Genomic DNA, 15,807 nt, shown 5'->3' with positions numbered 1-15,807 from the left:
AAACAAACATGTCTATTGCATTGATTTAAATGAATTTTATCAACTTGTTTTGCCGAGTTTGGTGTCCAAGAAAGTTCACCATTTCCCATGCAATCCCATTGACCAACCATGTTTACCCATGATATCCCAAATAGGTTCGGATGACGATCCGAATGCCTGTCTATCGTTTGGCGGCGAGCGGCGGGGGGAGAAAACGGGGACCGATGGGCAATGGCATTTTTCCTGTCCACATTTAAAAACAAGGTCGACAAGAAGGGGCGAGTGTCCGTTCCTGCGCCTTTCCGTTCGGCTGTCTCCGGTGGCCATTTCCCTGGTGTTGTCGTGTATCGTCCGCTTAACCTCCCGTGCATCGAAGGCGCGGACATGTCCTTCCTTGAACAGCTGTCTGACCGGCTCTACGGCGACTTTGGGCCCTTCAACCCCGACCAAATGTCTGTCGCCACCGCCATTCTTGCCGGTGCCAGCCAGCTTCAGTTCGACCCCGAAGGCCGTGTCATGTTGCCCGCCGAACTCCGCGAATTTGCTGGTATTGATGGTGCGGCTACCTTTGTAGGGCTTGGCCGCAAGTTCCAGATCTGGGACACGGCGGCCTATGAGGCGCACCAAAAAGAACAGTTGGCGCTGGCGTCTGAGACTGCGCCCAATTTGCCGCCCTTCGGCGGCGGGGGGCAGGCATGATTGCCGCCTCCAGCACAGCTAATCATCACACCGGACATATCCCTGTTCTTTTAAACGAAGTTGTTGAGGCGCTCGCGCCAAAAGACGGCGAAGTGTATGTGGATGGTACCTTCGGGGCTGGCGGCTATACGCGCGCAGTTTTGAATGCAGCCAACTGCAAAGTAATCGCCATTGACCGCGATCCCGATGCCATCAGGCGTGCCGATGCCTTCAAGGCCGAGTTTGGTGACCGCTTCGATATCCTTGAGGGCTGCTTCGGTGACATGCGCGCGCTCTTGAGCGCTGCAGGCGTGGAAGCCGTTGATGGCGTGATGCTGGATATTGGTGTGTCCTCCTTCCAGCTTGATGAGGCAGAGCGTGGGTTCTCCTTCATGGGGGATGGGCCCCTTGATATGCGGATGGGCATGTCGGGCGAAAGCGCGGCTGATGTGGTCAATACATATGAAGAAGAGCGCCTGGCCAACATTATTTATGAATATGGCGAGGAGCGGAAATCCCGCCGTATTGCGGCTGCGATTGTAAAAGATCGTGTCAATGAACCTTTCACGCGCACCAAGCAACTCGCTGACATGATCGAGCGGGTTATCGGCCGCCCGCCACAGCGCAAGGGGCAGAAAACTGTGCATCCAGCCACGCGGACGTTCCAGGCGCTGCGTATCCATGTGAACGACGAGTTGGGGGAATTGGCGCGCGGCCTTGAAGGGGCAGAGCAGGTTCTGGCGTCCGGTGGCCGCCTTGTTGTGGTGTCTTTCCATTCGCTTGAAGACCGCATGGTCAAGAATTTCATGGCAGAGCGCAGTGGCCGCATGAGTGGCGGTAGTCGCCATCGTCCGGGGCCGGTGGCCCAGGGGGCTGCGCCAACATTTGAACAAAAGAACAAGGGAGCGGCGAAGCCAGGAGACGCAGAGCTGGAAGTTAATCCACGCGCGCGTTCCTCCCGGCTTCGCCAAGCTATTCGTACTGAAGCGCCTGCAAGGCAGGTGGCTGAACGGGGGAGGGGCTGATGCGTCGGATGATTACCATTTGTGCGGCTGTAACGGCGCTGGCATCTGGCGCGGCCGTGTTGCAACTGAAGCTGGCGGTTCAGGAGAAGGCCGAGATTGTCGAGGCGCTGGCGCAGCAGATACACGAGGACCGTGAGGCGATCCGGGTGCTGGAGGCCGAATGGGCCTTCCTGACCACACCGCGGTCGCTGCAGGAAAAATCCATCCGCTTTCTGGCGTTGATGCCGCCAAGTGCAGAGCAGGTGGTTACAGACATCACCCGCATCCCGTTCCGGCCGAAGGGGATTGAGGCGGGGGAGGACCCAGGGGTGCTTCTGCCTACCAAAGCACAGCCTGAAGAAAACAAGAAACACGACAAGACAGATAAGGACAGGAAAGGACAAAGTTTGTGAGTGCGACAACGGCATATCAGCGTCTGTCCCTTGAAGGGGAGCGCAAAAGCGCGCTTGATGTTGCCCGCAACCGCCTGATGGTTGCGGTTCTGCTGTTTTTTGCGGCCTTCGCTGTGATGGTGGTGCGCACCATCGAGCTTGGGTTGTCGACGCCTGAAACCAAGCAGGTGGCTGAGCGCCAGATCGTGATCCCGCCGGTGAAGGTGGCGCGCGCGGATATTCTGGACCGCAACGGCGAAGTGCTTGCAACCAACCTTGAAACTTCGTCCCTTTATGCCAATCCGTCCAAGGTGAAGAACCCGGCTGAAGTGGCGGCGCGCCTTGTTGAGGTGCTGCCGGACCTGAGCCTGTCTGAAGTTGAAGAAAAGCTCTCGTCCGAGCGTAAATTTGTTTGGCTGAAACGAAAGCTGAGCCCGCGCGAAAAGTGGCAGGTAAATGCTCTTGGCGTACCGGCGCTTCAGTTCCAGCGCGAAGAAGAGCGTGTTTACCCTCATGGCCGCCTGGCAGCCCATGCGCTTGGTTATGTTGATGTGGACGGTAACGGTCTTGGGGGCGTTGAATATTTCTTCAACGACCGCCTGAATGATGCAAATCGCACGGACGAGCCGATCAAGCTGGCCCTTGATATCCGCGTTCAGTATGCCCTGACAGACGAACTTGAAGCTGCGATGAGCGCGCACCGCGCCATTGGTGCCGCGGGTATCGTGATGGATGTGAATACGGGCGAGGTGATCGCGCTTGCGTCCCTGCCTGACTATGACCCGAACGATATTCGCGGTGTGGCGAACCAGCAGCGCTTTAACCGCGCTACCCAGGGCGTGTATGAGCTTGGCTCCACCTTCAAGACTTTCACTTTTGCGGCAGCTCTTGATCAGGGCATTGCCACGCTTGAGGATGGCTATGATGCCACCAAGCCGCTGCATGTGGCGCGCTTCACGATCCGCGACGATCACCCGAAGGCGCGCTTCATGTCGCTGCCGGAAATTTTCGCTTACTCTTCTAACATCGGTACGGCGCAGATGGCGCTCGACTTAGGGGCAGAGAAACAGCAGAATTTCCTGCGTGAGCTTGGTTTCCTTGACCCAACAAACATTGAGCTCGCGGAGGTGGGAAGCCCGATCTATCCGGCCACTTGGCGCAAGTCGTCCACCATGACGATTTCCTATGGTCATGGCATTGCCGTCAGCCCTATTCAACTGGTGAATGGCATTGCCGCAATGGTGAACGGCGGAAGGCTTATTCCTGCCACACTCACGCACAACGATGACAATTGGCGGCAAGGGCAGCAGGTGATTTCCCAAAACACCAGCCGCAAGATCCGGCAGTTGCTGCGTCTTGCCGTCACCAAGGGGACTGGTGGCCGGTCTGAGGCTGTTGGCTACCGCGTGGGCGGCAAGACGGGGACAGCAGAGAAAGCGGTCGCTGGCGGCTATGACAGAAAAGCGCTGATTTCATCTTTCGTTGGCGTGTTCCCAATGGACGATCCGCAATATGTGGTGTTCGCGCTTCTGGATGAGCCGCGCGGCACGAAGGAAACTTTTGGCTATCGCTCGGGCGGTTGGGTTGCAGCCCCCGTGGTGAAAAATGTGATTTTGCGCTCGGCTCCGCTTCTTGGGGTTGCGCCGAAACGGGAAGACGAAGGCCTGTATCAGCAGGTCGCCCTTATGATCGAGGAGTAGGGAAGGGGCAATGACAGTAACGCTTGCACAACTGCTTGGCGGACGCCGCGTAGCCGGGGATGTCACCATCACCGGCATGACGGTGGACAGTCGCCGCGTGCAGCCTGGCGATCTGTTTGTTGCTCTGCCCGGAACCAAGGTGGATGGTCGCAAGTATATCGCTGACGCGATCAAGGCCGGCGCATCTGCAATATTGACCACAGAGGGAACAGCGGTTGAAGGTGCGGGCGTTCCCGTTATCGAGGATGCCAATCCCCGCCGCCGCTATGCAGAGCTGGCGGCGCGTTTCTATGGTACCCAGCCGAAGACGCAAGTAGCCGTGACCGGAACAAACGGCAAAACATCGGTGGCTGATTTCACCCGGCAGATCTGGCAGGCGCTTGGCTTTGAAGCAGCCAGCATCGGTACACTTGGCGTGCGTTCGGGTGTGGTTAAGCGTCCTGGCGGGCTTACGACGCCTGATCCCATGGGGCTTCATGAAGTGCTGGCGGAATTGGCGAAAAAGGGTGTCGATCATGCTGCGATTGAGGCTTCCAGCCACGGTCTGGACCAATACCGGCTTGACGGCGTGCGGCTTTCGGCTGCGGCTTTTACAAACCTGACGCGCGACCATATGGATTATCACCGCACAGAACAGGGCTATTTCTACGCAAAAGCCCGTTTGTTCGGCGAGCTTCTTGGGCCTGGCGCGGGTGCGGTGATCAATGTGGATGACCCGTGGGGGCTTATCCTTGAAGATATCGCTTGGGCGCGTGGCTTACGCATATTGACGGTGGGCTGTCATGAAAAAGCTGTGCTTCGCCTGTTGAATCAGGAAGTTACGGCAACAGGGCAAATCATCGAAGTTCTGTTTGGTGGGCACAGGCATACAATTAATCTGCCCCTTGTGGGCGCCTTCCAGGCCCATAACGCCCTTGTGGCAGCAGGCTTGGTGATCATTTCCGGCGGCGAGCCAAGGCACGCGTTGATGGCGCTTGAAGACCTTGAAGGCGTGCCGGGCCGGATGGAGCTGATCGGCGAAAGTACCACTGGTGGTGCTGTGTTCGTGGACTATGCCCACACGCCTGACGGCCTGCGCACGGTCTTGAAGGCCGCCCGGTCGCACAATCCAAACAAACTCAAGGTCGTATTCGGCTGCGGTGGGGACCGCGATGCCGGAAAACGGCCGCAAATGGGGGCTGTCGCCACCGAACTTGCGGACGAAGTGTACATCACTGACGACAATCCGCGCTCGGAAGACGCTGCTGCCATTCGGTCTGAAATCAAGGTGGCCTGTGCGTCAGGCATCGAGATTGGTGACCGCGGAAAAGCGATCGAAACTGCGATCGCATCGCTCGAGGCCGGTGACATGCTGATTGTTGCCGGTAAAGGACATGAGGAAGGCCAAACGGTTGGGGAGACCGTGCTGCCTTTCTCCGACATTGTGACGGTCAGGGAAATCCTGGTCGCTCAGGGTGCAGGAAACGGGGGCTGAGAGGGTGTTTATTAAAGAGCCATTATGGACATCAGCGGAACTGGGGGCAATGTGTGGCGGCCTTAATGCGCGGCCATGGTACGCGGATGGTGTTCAAACTGATAGTCGTGAAGTCATGCCGGGTGATCTCTTTGTAGCGCTCAAGGGCGACCATGAAGATGGTCACAGCTATCTGGCCGACGCCTTCGCGCGCGGTGCTGTTGCCGCACTTGTGAGCGAGAGCGTGGACGGTTTCGACCAGGGGGATACCCGCCTTGTGCACGTGGCGGACACACTTGAATCACTGCGCCTGATGGCAGGCGAAGCCCGGCGCCGAGCGCCTGCGAAAATCATTGGCGTGACGGGCAGTGCGGGGAAAACAAGCGTTGTTCACGCACTGAGGAAATCCCTTGAGCGTGTTGACCGCACGCATGCCAGCATCAAAAGCTATAACAACCATGTTGGCGTGCCGCTTTCGCTGGCGCGTATGACCCGGGCAAGCCGCTTCGGTGTTTTTGAGCTTGGCATGAGCGGTCCGGGCGAAATTCGCCGCAACGCAACGCTTGTGCGTCCTGATGTGGCGATTGTAACCGGCGTGGGGGCAGCGCATACGGCAGCCTTCAGCAGTGTGGAAGATATCGCCCGCACAAAGGCGGAAATCTTTGAAGGTCTGACAGATGGCGGTGTCGCGGTGATCAATATCGATCATCCATATGCTGACATTCTCGTTGATGCGGCCAAAACGCTGGGACACCAGGTTCTGACCGTCTCTGTTACTGGCGCGGCGGATGTGCGGCCGCTTCGGATGACCGAACATCATACATGTACGTGCCTGACCGCAGATATCGCCGGTACGCCAATCACTTACAAGATTGGGCAACCTGGTCGTGAGTGGGTGCAAAACAGCCTTCTGGTGCTGGCGGCAGTGAAAGCTGTGGGTGGAGACCTTGGGCATGGGGCGATGGCGTTGGCGTCACTGGAAGCTGAACCCGGCCGCGGCCGGACCCATACGCTGAACCTGCCGTACGCACAGGTTACCCTGCTGGATGACAGTTATAACGCCAACGCGCTGAGCATGAAGGCTGCGCTACGCCGCCTGTCGCTTGTGCCACTTCGGCAGTTCGGCCGCCGGATTGCCGTGCTGGCGGATATGCGCGAGTTGGGTGATGACGCGAAAGTCGTGTATCAGGCGCTGGCGGCAGATATCGCCAAATTTGGCGTCTCGAAAATCTATTCTTTCGGGCCCGAGATTACAAATGTTGCAAGGAGAGCTGGCGTTGATGTAGTTGCGTGCAAGTCCATTGCCGATGGTGCCGATGAGCTGATCCGGGACCTCAGGGATGGTGACGCCGTTATGGTGAAAGGCGCCAACAGCGCAGGCCTTTCAAGCATCGTCAATAAGCTGCTTGAGCAAAACGATCAGGAAATTCAGGAAAACGCCACCAGAGTGGCGGGAGTAGCCAATGCTTTATAACCTGCTTGCCCCATACGCTGACCAGGGTGGCTTCTTCAACCTGTTCCGGTACCTTACTTTCCGGAGTGGTGGTGCTGTGGTAACGGCGCTGATCATCTGCTTCATTTTCGGGCCCATGATCATTCGCTGGCTGAAGGCAAAGCAGAAGAAAGGGCAGCCGATCCGCGAAGACGGCCCGCAAAGCCATATTGTCGCAAAAGCAGGCACGCCGACCATGGGCGGTTTCATGATCCTGCTGGCGCTTGGCATCTCCACTTTCCTGTGGGCTGACCTGTCGAACAAATATGTATGGGCGGTGATGATTGTTACCCTCGGGTTTGGGGCCATTGGTTTCGTGGATGATTACCTCAAGGTGACAAAGCGTTCGAGTGGCGGTGTATCTGGCAAGATCAGGCTGCTATTGGAATTCGCTATCGCAGGTGGGGTGGCTTGGTGGCTCTCTTCGGCTGACGGCACGGAGCTTGCGCTGCCTTTTGCCAAGAACTTCCTTGTGAACCTGGGCATTTTCTATGTGCCGTTCGCCATGCTGGTAATGGTTTGGGCAGGCAATGCCGTGAACTTGACCGACGGCCTTGACGGCCTGGCGATTGTGCCGGTGATCATTGCCTGTGCGGCGCTTGGCTTCATCGCTTATATGGTTGGCAGCACGGTCTATAGCGACTATCTCGGCATCCCTTATGTTGGCGGTGCTGGTGAGCTGACCGTCCTGTGCGCTGCCATGATTGGCGCGGGGCTTGGGTTCCTGTGGTTCAACGCGCCGCCAGCCATGGTGTTTATGGGCGACACCGGCTCGCTGGCACTCGGCGGCATGCTGGGCAGCATAGCCGTTGTGATCAAGCATGAGATCGTGCTTGGCATCATCGGTGGCCTTTTCTGGCTCGAGACCATTTCCGTGATTGTGCAGGTAATCAGCTTCAAGCTGACAGGCAAGCGCGTGTTCCGGATGGCGCCCCTGCATCACCACTATGAAGAAAAAGGCTGGGCGGAGCCGACAATTGTTATCCGCTTCTGGATCATTGCCATCGTGCTGGCCCTGGCGGGCCTGGCAACATTGAAGCTGAGGTAAGGGCGACTTGATTACGGCACCAACATATAAGGACAAGACAGTGGGCGTGTTCGGCCTGGCCCGGACTGGTGTGGCCGCTGTTGATGCCCTTGTGGCCTCGGGCGCCCGCGTCATGGCGTGGGACGACACAGTTGAGCGTCGCGACCAAGTTGGCAGCCATGCCAGGGATCTTTACCGCGCTGACTTCACTGACATGGAAGCCTTGATGCTGGCACCGGGTGTGCCGCTGACGCACCCTAAGCCTCATGCGCTGGTGGAAAAGGCGAATGCCGCCGGTGTGCCGCTGATCAGCGATTTCGATATTTTTCAGGCTGCGCGGGAAAGCCTGCCAGCGCACCGCACAGTGGCCATCACTGGCACCAACGGTAAATCCACGACGACGGCCCTGATTGGTCACATGATTGAAAGTTGCGGCCTACCTGTTGCCATCGGCGGCAACATCGGACGTGGCATCCTGTCCTTGGATCCACTCGCGGAAGGCGGTGTGTATGTGTTCGAGATGTCGTCTTTCCAGTTGGACCTGACAAAAGACTTCAAGGCTGACGTTGCGATCCTTCTAAACCTGACACCGGACCACTTGGATCGTCATGGCGATATGGCGGGCTATACGGCTGCCAAAAAGCGCCTGTTCGAAATGCAGGCAGAAGGTGCCGTTGCCATTGTGGGGCAGGATGAAGCCGCCACACAGGCGCTTGCTGAATCTCTGGCCGCGCCCATTGTGCGAATTTCCAGCAGCAGCCAGGTGCCAGGCGGTGTGTATGCCAAAGATGGCCAGCTGATTGATGATTCAGACGGTAACCATAAGGTTGTGGGTGACCTCAGGAGCCTGCCGACCCTCAAGGGTGCGCACAATTGGCAGAATGCAGCTGCCGCCTACGCTGCAGGCCGGGCACTTGGCCTGAAGGCGGAAGATATCTTCAAATCCTTCACCACCTTTCCCGGCCTTGCCCATAGGCAAGAGCTGATCGGCGAAGCGAATGGTGTTCGTTTTGTGAACGATTCCAAGGCCACGAATGTGGATGCCGCCAGCCGCGCGCTCGCGTCTTACCGCAATATTCGCTGGATCGTTGGCGGTCGCCCCAAGGACAAAACTTTCACCGCACTGTTGCCTTTCACTGCAGAAGTGAAGAAAGCCTATCTTCTGGGCGAGGCCGCGGACGCGCTGGTGCATGACCTGGGAGAAACCATCCCGTATGTCGATTGCCGCGATATGATCGATGCAGTTGAAAAGGCCACTGCCGACGCAGAGCCCGGCGATGTGGTGCTGCTGTCACCGGCTTGCACCGCCTTTGACCAATTCACGGATTTTGAAGCCCGCGGCGAGGCCTTCCGTCTTGCGGTGCACGCTCAGATGCAGGGAGACGCGAAATGATTGCCTTTTCCCGCACCGATAATTCCGTTCTGTCCCGCTGGTGGTGGACTGTAGACCGCTGGATGCTGGCGCTTGTGCTGGCGCTGGCGGGCGTGGGCATCTGGCTCACGCTGACAGCAAGCCCAGCGGTGGCTGAACGTCTTGGCCTGGACGCTATGCATTTCGTCAAGCGTCAGGCTGTGTTCATGACACTGGGGCTTGGTACTGTATTTGCCGTTTCGTTGATGTCCGCAACCATGGTGCGCCGAATGGCTGTGCTGGGCCTGCCGGTGATGCTTCTGCTGATGATAGCGACTCTGGTGATCGGGCCGGAGATCAAGGGCGCGACCCGGTGGTTGCAGATTGGCAGCTATACGCTGCAGCCCAGCGAATTCATGAAGCCATTCTTCATTGTGTCCACGGCCTGGGTGCTGTCGTCGCATTTCTCGGACGAAAAGATCCCGGCCAAACAGGTGGCTTTTGGGCTTTACCTGCTGGTGGTCAGCCTTTTGATCCTGCAGCCCGACTTCGGCCAGACAATCCTGATCAGCACTGTCTGGTTCGCCCAGATGGCGCTTGCTGGCCTGCCCATGATGTGGATGGTGCTGACGGGTTGTGTGGGCGTATTGGGCCTTGGGCTTGGTTATGCGTTGCTGCCTCACGTGGCCAGCCGGATCGACCGTTTCATCAACCCTGCCAGTGGCGATACCTACCAGACAGACAAGGCTATGGAAGCCTTTGAAGCTGGCGGCATGCTGGGCAAGGGGCCGGGCGAGGGCGCTGTGAAGCTGCACCTGCCGGATGCCCACACAGACTATATCTTTGCCGTTGTTGGCGAAGAGTTTGGTGCCATTGCCTGCGTGCTTCTGCTGGTGCTGTTTGCGGGTATCGTGGTGCGAGGCCTTGCGCACCTTCTGGAGGAAGAAAATCCGTTTCGCCTGTTGGCAGCTGCAGGCCTGATCATGCAGTTCGGTTTGCAGACCCTGATCAATGTGGGCGTGAACTTGGCCCTGCTGCCCTCCAAGGGCATGACGCTGCCTTTCATTTCCTACGGTGGGTCTTCGATGCTCGCGCTTGCAATCGGCATGGGCATGATGCTGGCGCTGACGAAACGAAACCGTTTTATCCGGCCGGGTTCTGACCCCATGGGGTGGAGGGCCGCAGAGTAATGCTGATGCGTGCACCAAATATCGTCCTAGCAGCCGGTGGTACCGGCGGTCACATGATGCCCGCTGAAGCCGTGGCTGACGTGTTGGTACGGGACGGCTATCAGGTGTCGCTGGTGACCGACACACGGGGTGACGCCATTTCGAATGCTCTTGCGGATATTGACCGGCATGTGCTCAAGACCGCGAGCCATATGGGTGGCGGCATTCTGGGCAAGGTCAAATCCATTATCAGTATTTTCAAAAGCATGCTGGGCGTGCGCCGTCATTTCAAAAAGATCCAGCCGACGGTGGTTGTTGGCTTTGGCGGCTACCCGAGCTTGCCGACCATTCTGGCGGCGCGCAGCATGGGCATTCCTTTCGTATTGCATGAACAGAATGCCGTGCTTGGACGGGTGAACCGTTTTGTGGCGGAAGATGCGCGTGTGCTTGCGCTTTCGGTTCAGAATACAGCAAAGGTTCCCGTTGGTGCCTATACAGAGGTCACAGGTAACCCGGTTCGCCAGTTAATCGCGAAGCTTTCGAACATCGCGTACGCCGTGCCGCTTGGATTTGGTGATGTGCGCCTTTTGGTAATTGGTGGCAGCCAGGGTGCGCGCATTCTGTCTGATGTGGTCCCCGCAGCCCTCGCCCTTTTGCCGGAAGAAATCCGCCAACGGATTGATATGACCCAGCAGGCCCGTCCAGAAGACGTTGAGCGAGTGACCAAGGCATATAAGGACATGGGTGTCCGCGCCCGGGTGCAGGATTATTTCGACGATGTCGGGTCGCTTCTTTTGAGGGCCCAGTTAGTGATCTGCCGGTCCGGCGCATCAACGATTTCTGAGCTGGCGGCCATGGGCCGGCCTGCCATCATGGTGCCGCTCAAGATCGCGGCAGACGACCATCAAAGTGCAAACGCGGCGGCCATTGAAGAAGCAGGCGGCGGCTGGGTGATGCGGGAAGACGAATTCACGCCGGAAGCCCTGGCGAAAAAGCTTGAGCATCTGTTGACCGACATGAGCGACCTGAGGAATGCCTCCGAAGGAATGCGCATGGTCGCGCGTCTGGATGCTGCGGAGCGCCTGGCTTCCATTGTTGTCAGTATCAGTGAAGAAAGTGAGGCGCCAAAATGAAGGGCATACCGTTCGACATTGGCATGGTTCATTTCGTAGGTATCGGTGGCATCGGCATGTCTGGCATCGCGGAAGTGATGCATAACCTGGGTTATAGTGTTCAGGGCTCGGACATCAGCCAAAACGCCAACGTGCAGCGCCTGCAGAATATGGGCATCGATGTGAAGATTGGCCAGCGCGCCGAAAACGTCGAAAGCGCCCAGGTTCTTGTCGTTTCAACCGCCATCAAGGCTGACAACCCGGAAGTGATTGCCGCGCGCGAACGCACGATCCCTGTGGTGCGCCGGGCAGAAATGCTGGCGGAACTGATGCGACTGAAGTGGTGTGTGTCGGTTGCGGGTACGCATGGCAAAACCACCACGACGTCCATGGTGGCGGCGGTTCTGGAGGCGGCACAGTTCGACCCGACGGTTATAAACGGCGGCATCATCAACAGCTATGGCACCAACGCGGTGCTGGGCGAGGGCGATTGGATGGTGGTTGAGGCCGACGAAAGCGACGGAACCTTCGTGAAGCTGCCGGCGACGATCGCTGTTGTAACCAATATGGACGCAGAGCATCTGGACTTCTACGGCACGTTCGAGGCTGAAAAAGAGGCCTTCAAACAGTTCCTGGACCGCGTCCCCTTCTATGGCGCCGCGATCCTGTGCGTGGACCACCCGGAAGTACAGGGCCTGATCAGCCATCTTCAGGGGCGCAAGTTCATAACCTATGGCATGTCGGCGCAGGCGGATGTGCGTGCGGTGAATATCTCCGCAGCGAAAGGCGTTGCCGCATTCGACGTGGCGGTGCGTGACCGCGTCACAGGCGAGGTACATGTGATTGAAGGCTTCAGTCTGCCGATGCCTGGCAACCACAACATCCAGAATGCTCTGGCGGCGATTGCTGTGGGCCTTGAAATGCAGGTGGGTGAGGAAACGCTCCGCAAGGCATTCAAGACATTCGGTGGCGTTAAACGGCGTTTCACCAAGACCGGCGAAGTGGGCGGGGTGACCATCATCGATGATTATGGCCATCATCCGGTTGAAATTGCAGCTGTGCTGAAGGCGGCGCGCGAAAGTTTCGACAGGCGTGTCATCGCTGTTGTACAGCCGCACCGATACACCCGTCTCAAGAGCCTGTTTGAGGAATTCTGCACCTGCTTCAACGACGCCGACACGGTGATCGTGACGCCTGTCTATGAAGCGGGTGAGCAGCCCATCGAGGGGGCTGATCGCGACAGTCTGGTGGAAGGCCTGCGTGTGCATGGTCACCGTCAGGTAGATGTCATTGATGGAGAAGCCGACCTGGCCGCAGCAGTGAAGCGCCACGCGTCTGAAGGCGACGTGGTTGTGTGTCTGGGGGCTGGTTCCATCAGCAAATGGGCCAATGACCTGCCAACCGCCCTAAAAGCGCTGGAGAAGTAACATGATTGCTCAGGAAAAACACATGCCGTTCATTGACAGCTTGCCCCATGTAAAAGGCAGACTGGTGGAAAATGCGCCATTGTCTCGCCTGAGTTGGTTCAGAACCGGCGGGCCCGCCGATGTGCTTTTCGAGCCCGCAGATGAAGCTGATCTGGTTTCTTTCCTGCGCCATGTGCCGGGTGATGTTCCAATTACCGTCATTGGTGTTGGCTCAAACCTTCTGGTGCGCGACGGCGGCGTAGAGGGCGTGGTTATCCGCCTTGGTCGGGCTTTTTCCCAGATCGATGTGCGCGGTGACGTGGTCAAAGCCGGGGCAGGCGCCATGGATGTACATGTTGCGCGGGCTGCCCAGAAGGCAGGGCTGACAGGTCTGGAATTCATGGTGGGTGTCCCGGGCACAGTTGGCGGCGCGCTGCCGATGAACGCCGGTGCCTACGGGGTCGAGATCAAGGATGTGTTGATCCATGCTCACGGCGTTGACCGCTATGGTCATGTTCATGAATTGCGCGCTGCTGATTTCAATTTTGGCTACCGGTCATCGAACCCGGAAACCAAGAACCTGATTTTCACCCGGGCGTCCTTCCAGGCGCATACAGGTGACCCAGCAGAGATACTCTTTCGAATGGAGGAAATTTCAGCCGAACGCCAGGAAAGCCAGCCAATTGGGACACGCACCGGGGGCAGCACTTTCAAAAATCCAGAGGGCAAGAAGGCGTGGGAGCTGATCGACGCAGCAGGCTGCCGCGGCATGCGCATTGGCGATGCGCAGGTTTCCGAGAAGCACTGCAACTTCCTTCTGAACCTTGGCAGTGCGACTGCTGCCCAGATTGAAGAGCTGGGCGAGGCGGTGCGCGCCAAAGTGCTTGAAAAGACAGGCGTTGAGCTTGAGTGGGAAATTCGCCGTATCGGCCGTACCGCAGAGGAGCAGACGTCCGCATGATGACCGCTATTGTCCAGCGCAGAAGACTGCTTTTGACACTTGGTTTCCTTGCGTCAGCGGCCATCTATGGCACCTGGCTGGCGCCCATGGTTGAAAACTGGGTGATTGAACGGTCCCGTGACGCGGGGTTCGTGCTCAGTGATTTGCAGATCACGGGCGTTGAACGCAGCAAGCGCGCAGACGTGCTGGCGGCCCTCGATGTGGATGATGGCGTCCCCTTGTTGACGATGAATCTGGAAGCGATGCGCCAGCAGCTGGAACAACTTCCCTGGGTCAAGGAGGCGCAGGTAACGCGCGTGCTGCCGGAAGGCCTTAAGGTTGTGCTGACGGAACGCCAGCCCTTTGCCCTGTGGCAGAAGGATGGCAAGGTCAGCCTGATCGATGAAACCGGCACCATCATTACCCAGCGTGGATTGGTCGAATATTCCGACCTGATGATGATCGTGGGAGAAGGCGCAGCCGACAAGATTGGCGAACTGCAGGGTCTACTTGATGGTGCAGGTGGTCTGGCGGCACGGGTCCGCACGGCTGTGCGGGTTGGCAACCGCCGCTGGGACATGATTTTCGATAACGGTATCCGTGTAAAGCTCCCGGAAATGACAGCAAAATATAGCGCCTCCCAGGCGTGGAAAAAATTTGCGACGCTTGAGGACGAGTATCACTTGCTTGGCCGCGAAGTCGATGTCATTGATATGCGCCTGTCTGACCGCATGGTGCTTAGGGTTTCACCGGAAGGTCGCCGCCGTATGAGCGGCACCGGTTGGGCAACCTAGTGATGTTGAGAGTATGAAATCATGAAAACACTGAACGGCACACAGGAAGGAATGATCGCAGCGCTCGATGTCGGGTCCGCCAAGATTTCCTGCCTTATTGCTGAAGTCGATGCCGACGGCCACATGCGGGTACGCGGTGTGGGCAACCGGGCTTGCCTGGGTGGTGTTTCCTCTGGTGCAGTGATTGATATGGATGCGACGGAAAAAGCTATCCGCGCATCTGTTGACCAGGCCGAAAAGATGGCTGGTGCAACAATCAGTGATGTTTTCCTTTCCTTCTCGGGCGGAGAGCCAACAAGCACAGTCATCGAAGTTCAGGTGGATGTGGACGGTCATGCCGTCAGCCAGTCTGATATCGACCGGGCGATTGCCAAGGCCCGCGAACAGGTAGATGCCGAAGAAGATGAGATATTGCATGCCTTTCCCGCGGCTTTCGCGGTTGATGGCAATTTCGGTGTCAAGGCGCCCACCGGCATGTACGGCAAGAAACTGAGCGTAGCACTGCATGTCATCACGGCGTCGAATGGCCCGCTTCAGAATTTGCAGACCTGCGTGCGCCGGGCGCACCTGAATGTGGCGGGCGTTGTGTTGACACCTTTCGCCTCCGGTCTGGCGACCCTTGTGGCTGACGAAGCCAAGATGGGCGCCGCCTGCATTGATATCGGTGCTGGCACGACCAGCATTTCCATCTTCGCCCAGGGTGCGCTTGTGCATGCAGAGGTGCTGCCGATCGGCGGTGCCCAGATTACAGAGCAGGTTGCACGGTCGTTGCTGACACCGTTTGAGCACGCCGAAAGGCTGAAGACCTTCAACGGCGCAGCAGCAGTTGATGCCGCTGATGAACGGCTTGAGATTGAAGTGCCGCAGGTGGGCGAAGGTGGCGATGATGCCATCGTGCGCCAGCCACGAAGCGCGCTGACGGGCGTGATCCAGAAAGAACTGGAGCTTCTGTTTTCCACCATCGGCAAGCGTCTGGATGCATCGGGCTTCTCAGGGGTTGCGGGCCGCCGTGTTGTTTTGACAGGCGGTGTGGCGCAAACCGAGGGTATCCGCGACCTGGCAAGCCGTGTTCTTGGCCGCCAGGTGCGCATTGGCAAACCTGAAATGATCGACGGCCTGCCAGCTGCGGCACAGGCACCGACTTTCGCGGGCGCTGTGGGGCTTTTGCTCTATGGCGCGCGGCGTCCGGTCACTGAAACCATGAAAAAGAAACAGGAAAAAACAGCAGTACCCACAAGGGGGGCGTTTGGCCGCTTCTCGCGCTGGGTTCGGGACAATTTTTAACGGGCAGAAACGCTTGCAGGCTGGCC

General features: G+C 58.0%; 14 protein-coding genes. All 14 read left to right on the top strand.

What is annotated here, in order from left to right; all coding sequences use genetic code 11:
- Positions 1-210 precede the first annotated feature (210 nt).
- From ACFO5Q_RS08855 to ftsA, 14 genes are read left to right on the top strand one after another with little or no spacing between them, the layout of a single operon-like run.
- Complete coding sequence (locus ACFO5Q_RS08855) at positions 211-678, top strand: division/cell wall cluster transcriptional repressor MraZ (protein ID WP_068151991.1); 468 nt, start codon at positions 211-213, stop codon at positions 676-678.
- Positions 675-1,682 carry a 16S rRNA (cytosine(1402)-N(4))-methyltransferase RsmH gene (gene rsmH / locus ACFO5Q_RS08850; RefSeq protein ID WP_068151993.1) on the top strand — a complete coding sequence of 336 codons (1,008 nt, stop codon included), beginning with the start codon at positions 675-677 and terminating at the stop codon, positions 1,680-1,682. The genes ACFO5Q_RS08855 and rsmH overlap by 4 nt, the downstream gene beginning before the upstream one ends.
- Positions 1,682-2,074 carry a cell division protein FtsL gene (gene ftsL / locus ACFO5Q_RS08845; protein ID WP_068151996.1) on the top strand — a complete coding sequence of 131 codons (393 nt, stop codon included), beginning with the start codon at positions 1,682-1,684 and terminating at the stop codon, positions 2,072-2,074. The genes rsmH and ftsL overlap by 1 nt, the downstream gene beginning before the upstream one ends.
- On the top strand, positions 2,071-3,753 hold the full coding sequence (locus tag ACFO5Q_RS08840; RefSeq protein ID WP_068151999.1) for a peptidoglycan D,D-transpeptidase FtsI family protein: 1,683 nt from the start codon (positions 2,071-2,073) through the stop codon (positions 3,751-3,753). Before ftsL ends, ACFO5Q_RS08840 begins: the two co-directional genes overlap by 4 nt.
- Before the next feature lie 10 nt (positions 3,754-3,763).
- Entirely contained in the window at positions 3,764-5,227 is a 1,464-nt protein-coding gene (locus ACFO5Q_RS08835; protein ID WP_068152003.1) for a UDP-N-acetylmuramoyl-L-alanyl-D-glutamate--2,6-diaminopimelate ligase, read from the top strand.
- Between the two features lie 49 nt (positions 5,228-5,276).
- Positions 5,277-6,680, top strand: a complete 1,404-nt coding sequence (locus ACFO5Q_RS08830; protein WP_068152007.1) for a UDP-N-acetylmuramoyl-tripeptide--D-alanyl-D-alanine ligase — start codon at positions 5,277-5,279, stop codon at positions 6,678-6,680.
- On the top strand, positions 6,670-7,746 hold the full coding sequence (mraY, locus tag ACFO5Q_RS08825) for a phospho-N-acetylmuramoyl-pentapeptide-transferase (protein ID WP_068152016.1): 1,077 nt from the start codon (positions 6,670-6,672) through the stop codon (positions 7,744-7,746). The genes ACFO5Q_RS08830 and mraY overlap by 11 nt, the downstream gene beginning before the upstream one ends.
- A gap of 7 nt (positions 7,747-7,753) precedes the next feature.
- Positions 7,754-9,118 carry a UDP-N-acetylmuramoyl-L-alanine--D-glutamate ligase gene (gene murD / locus ACFO5Q_RS08820; protein WP_068152018.1) on the top strand — a complete coding sequence of 455 codons (1,365 nt, stop codon included), beginning with the start codon at positions 7,754-7,756 and terminating at the stop codon, positions 9,116-9,118.
- Positions 9,115-10,266: a putative lipid II flippase FtsW gene (gene ftsW, locus ACFO5Q_RS08815; RefSeq protein WP_068152020.1), complete on the top strand. Its 1,152-nt coding sequence runs from the start codon at positions 9,115-9,117 to the stop codon at positions 10,264-10,266. The genes murD and ftsW overlap by 4 nt, the downstream gene beginning before the upstream one ends.
- A 5-nt stretch (positions 10,267-10,271) precedes the next feature.
- Positions 10,272-11,378, top strand: a complete 1,107-nt coding sequence (murG, locus tag ACFO5Q_RS08810; RefSeq protein WP_197421284.1) for an undecaprenyldiphospho-muramoylpentapeptide beta-N-acetylglucosaminyltransferase — start codon at positions 10,272-10,274, stop codon at positions 11,376-11,378.
- Positions 11,375-12,784: a UDP-N-acetylmuramate--L-alanine ligase gene (gene murC / locus ACFO5Q_RS08805; protein WP_068152024.1), complete on the top strand. Its 1,410-nt coding sequence runs from the start codon at positions 11,375-11,377 to the stop codon at positions 12,782-12,784. Before murG ends, murC begins: the two co-directional genes overlap by 4 nt.
- Before the next feature lie 22 nt (positions 12,785-12,806).
- Positions 12,807-13,724, top strand: a complete 918-nt coding sequence (murB, locus tag ACFO5Q_RS08800; RefSeq protein WP_231727334.1) for a UDP-N-acetylmuramate dehydrogenase — start codon at positions 12,807-12,809, stop codon at positions 13,722-13,724.
- Positions 13,721-14,497 (top strand): cell division protein FtsQ/DivIB, encoded by a 777-nt coding sequence (locus ACFO5Q_RS08795; RefSeq protein WP_068152028.1) that lies wholly within the window; start codon positions 13,721-13,723, stop codon positions 14,495-14,497. Before murB ends, ACFO5Q_RS08795 begins: the two co-directional genes overlap by 4 nt.
- Positions 14,498-14,518: 21 nt before the next feature.
- Positions 14,519-15,781 (top strand): cell division protein FtsA, encoded by a 1,263-nt coding sequence (gene ftsA, locus ACFO5Q_RS08790; protein WP_068152030.1) that lies wholly within the window; start codon positions 14,519-14,521, stop codon positions 15,779-15,781.
- Positions 15,782-15,807: the final 26 nt, after the last annotated feature.

The sequence above is a fragment of the Kordiimonas lipolytica genome (assembly GCF_042651265.1).
GTDB lineage: Bacteria > Pseudomonadota > Alphaproteobacteria > Sphingomonadales > Kordiimonadaceae > Kordiimonas > Kordiimonas lipolytica.
Note: the sequence above shows the minus strand (reverse complement) of the source record. Positions and strands in the feature narration are given on the sequence as shown.

Coding starts and splice junctions, on each gene's coding strand:
- mraY (WP_068152016.1), top strand. CDS start 6,670: ATGCTTTATAACCTGCTTGCCCCATACGCTGACCAGGGTGGCTTCTTC.
- ftsL (WP_068151996.1), top strand. CDS start 1,682: ATGCGTCGGATGATTACCATTTGTGCGGCTGTAACGGCGCTGGCATCT.
- murB (WP_231727334.1), top strand. CDS start 12,807: ATGCCGTTCATTGACAGCTTGCCCCATGTAAAAGGCAGACTGGTGGAA.
- murC (WP_068152024.1), top strand. CDS start 11,375: ATGAAGGGCATACCGTTCGACATTGGCATGGTTCATTTCGTAGGTATC.
- ACFO5Q_RS08795 (WP_068152028.1), top strand. CDS start 13,721: ATGATGACCGCTATTGTCCAGCGCAGAAGACTGCTTTTGACACTTGGT.
- ACFO5Q_RS08855 (WP_068151991.1), top strand. CDS start 211: ATGGCATTTTTCCTGTCCACATTTAAAAACAAGGTCGACAAGAAGGGG.
- rsmH (WP_068151993.1), top strand. CDS start 675: ATGATTGCCGCCTCCAGCACAGCTAATCATCACACCGGACATATCCCT.
- ftsA (WP_068152030.1), top strand. CDS start 14,519: ATGAAAACACTGAACGGCACACAGGAAGGAATGATCGCAGCGCTCGAT.
- ftsW (WP_068152020.1), top strand. CDS start 9,115: ATGATTGCCTTTTCCCGCACCGATAATTCCGTTCTGTCCCGCTGGTGG.
- ACFO5Q_RS08835 (WP_068152003.1), top strand. CDS start 3,764: ATGACAGTAACGCTTGCACAACTGCTTGGCGGACGCCGCGTAGCCGGG.
- ACFO5Q_RS08830 (WP_068152007.1), top strand. CDS start 5,277: ATGTGTGGCGGCCTTAATGCGCGGCCATGGTACGCGGATGGTGTTCAA.
- murG (WP_197421284.1), top strand. CDS start 10,272: ATGCGTGCACCAAATATCGTCCTAGCAGCCGGTGGTACCGGCGGTCAC.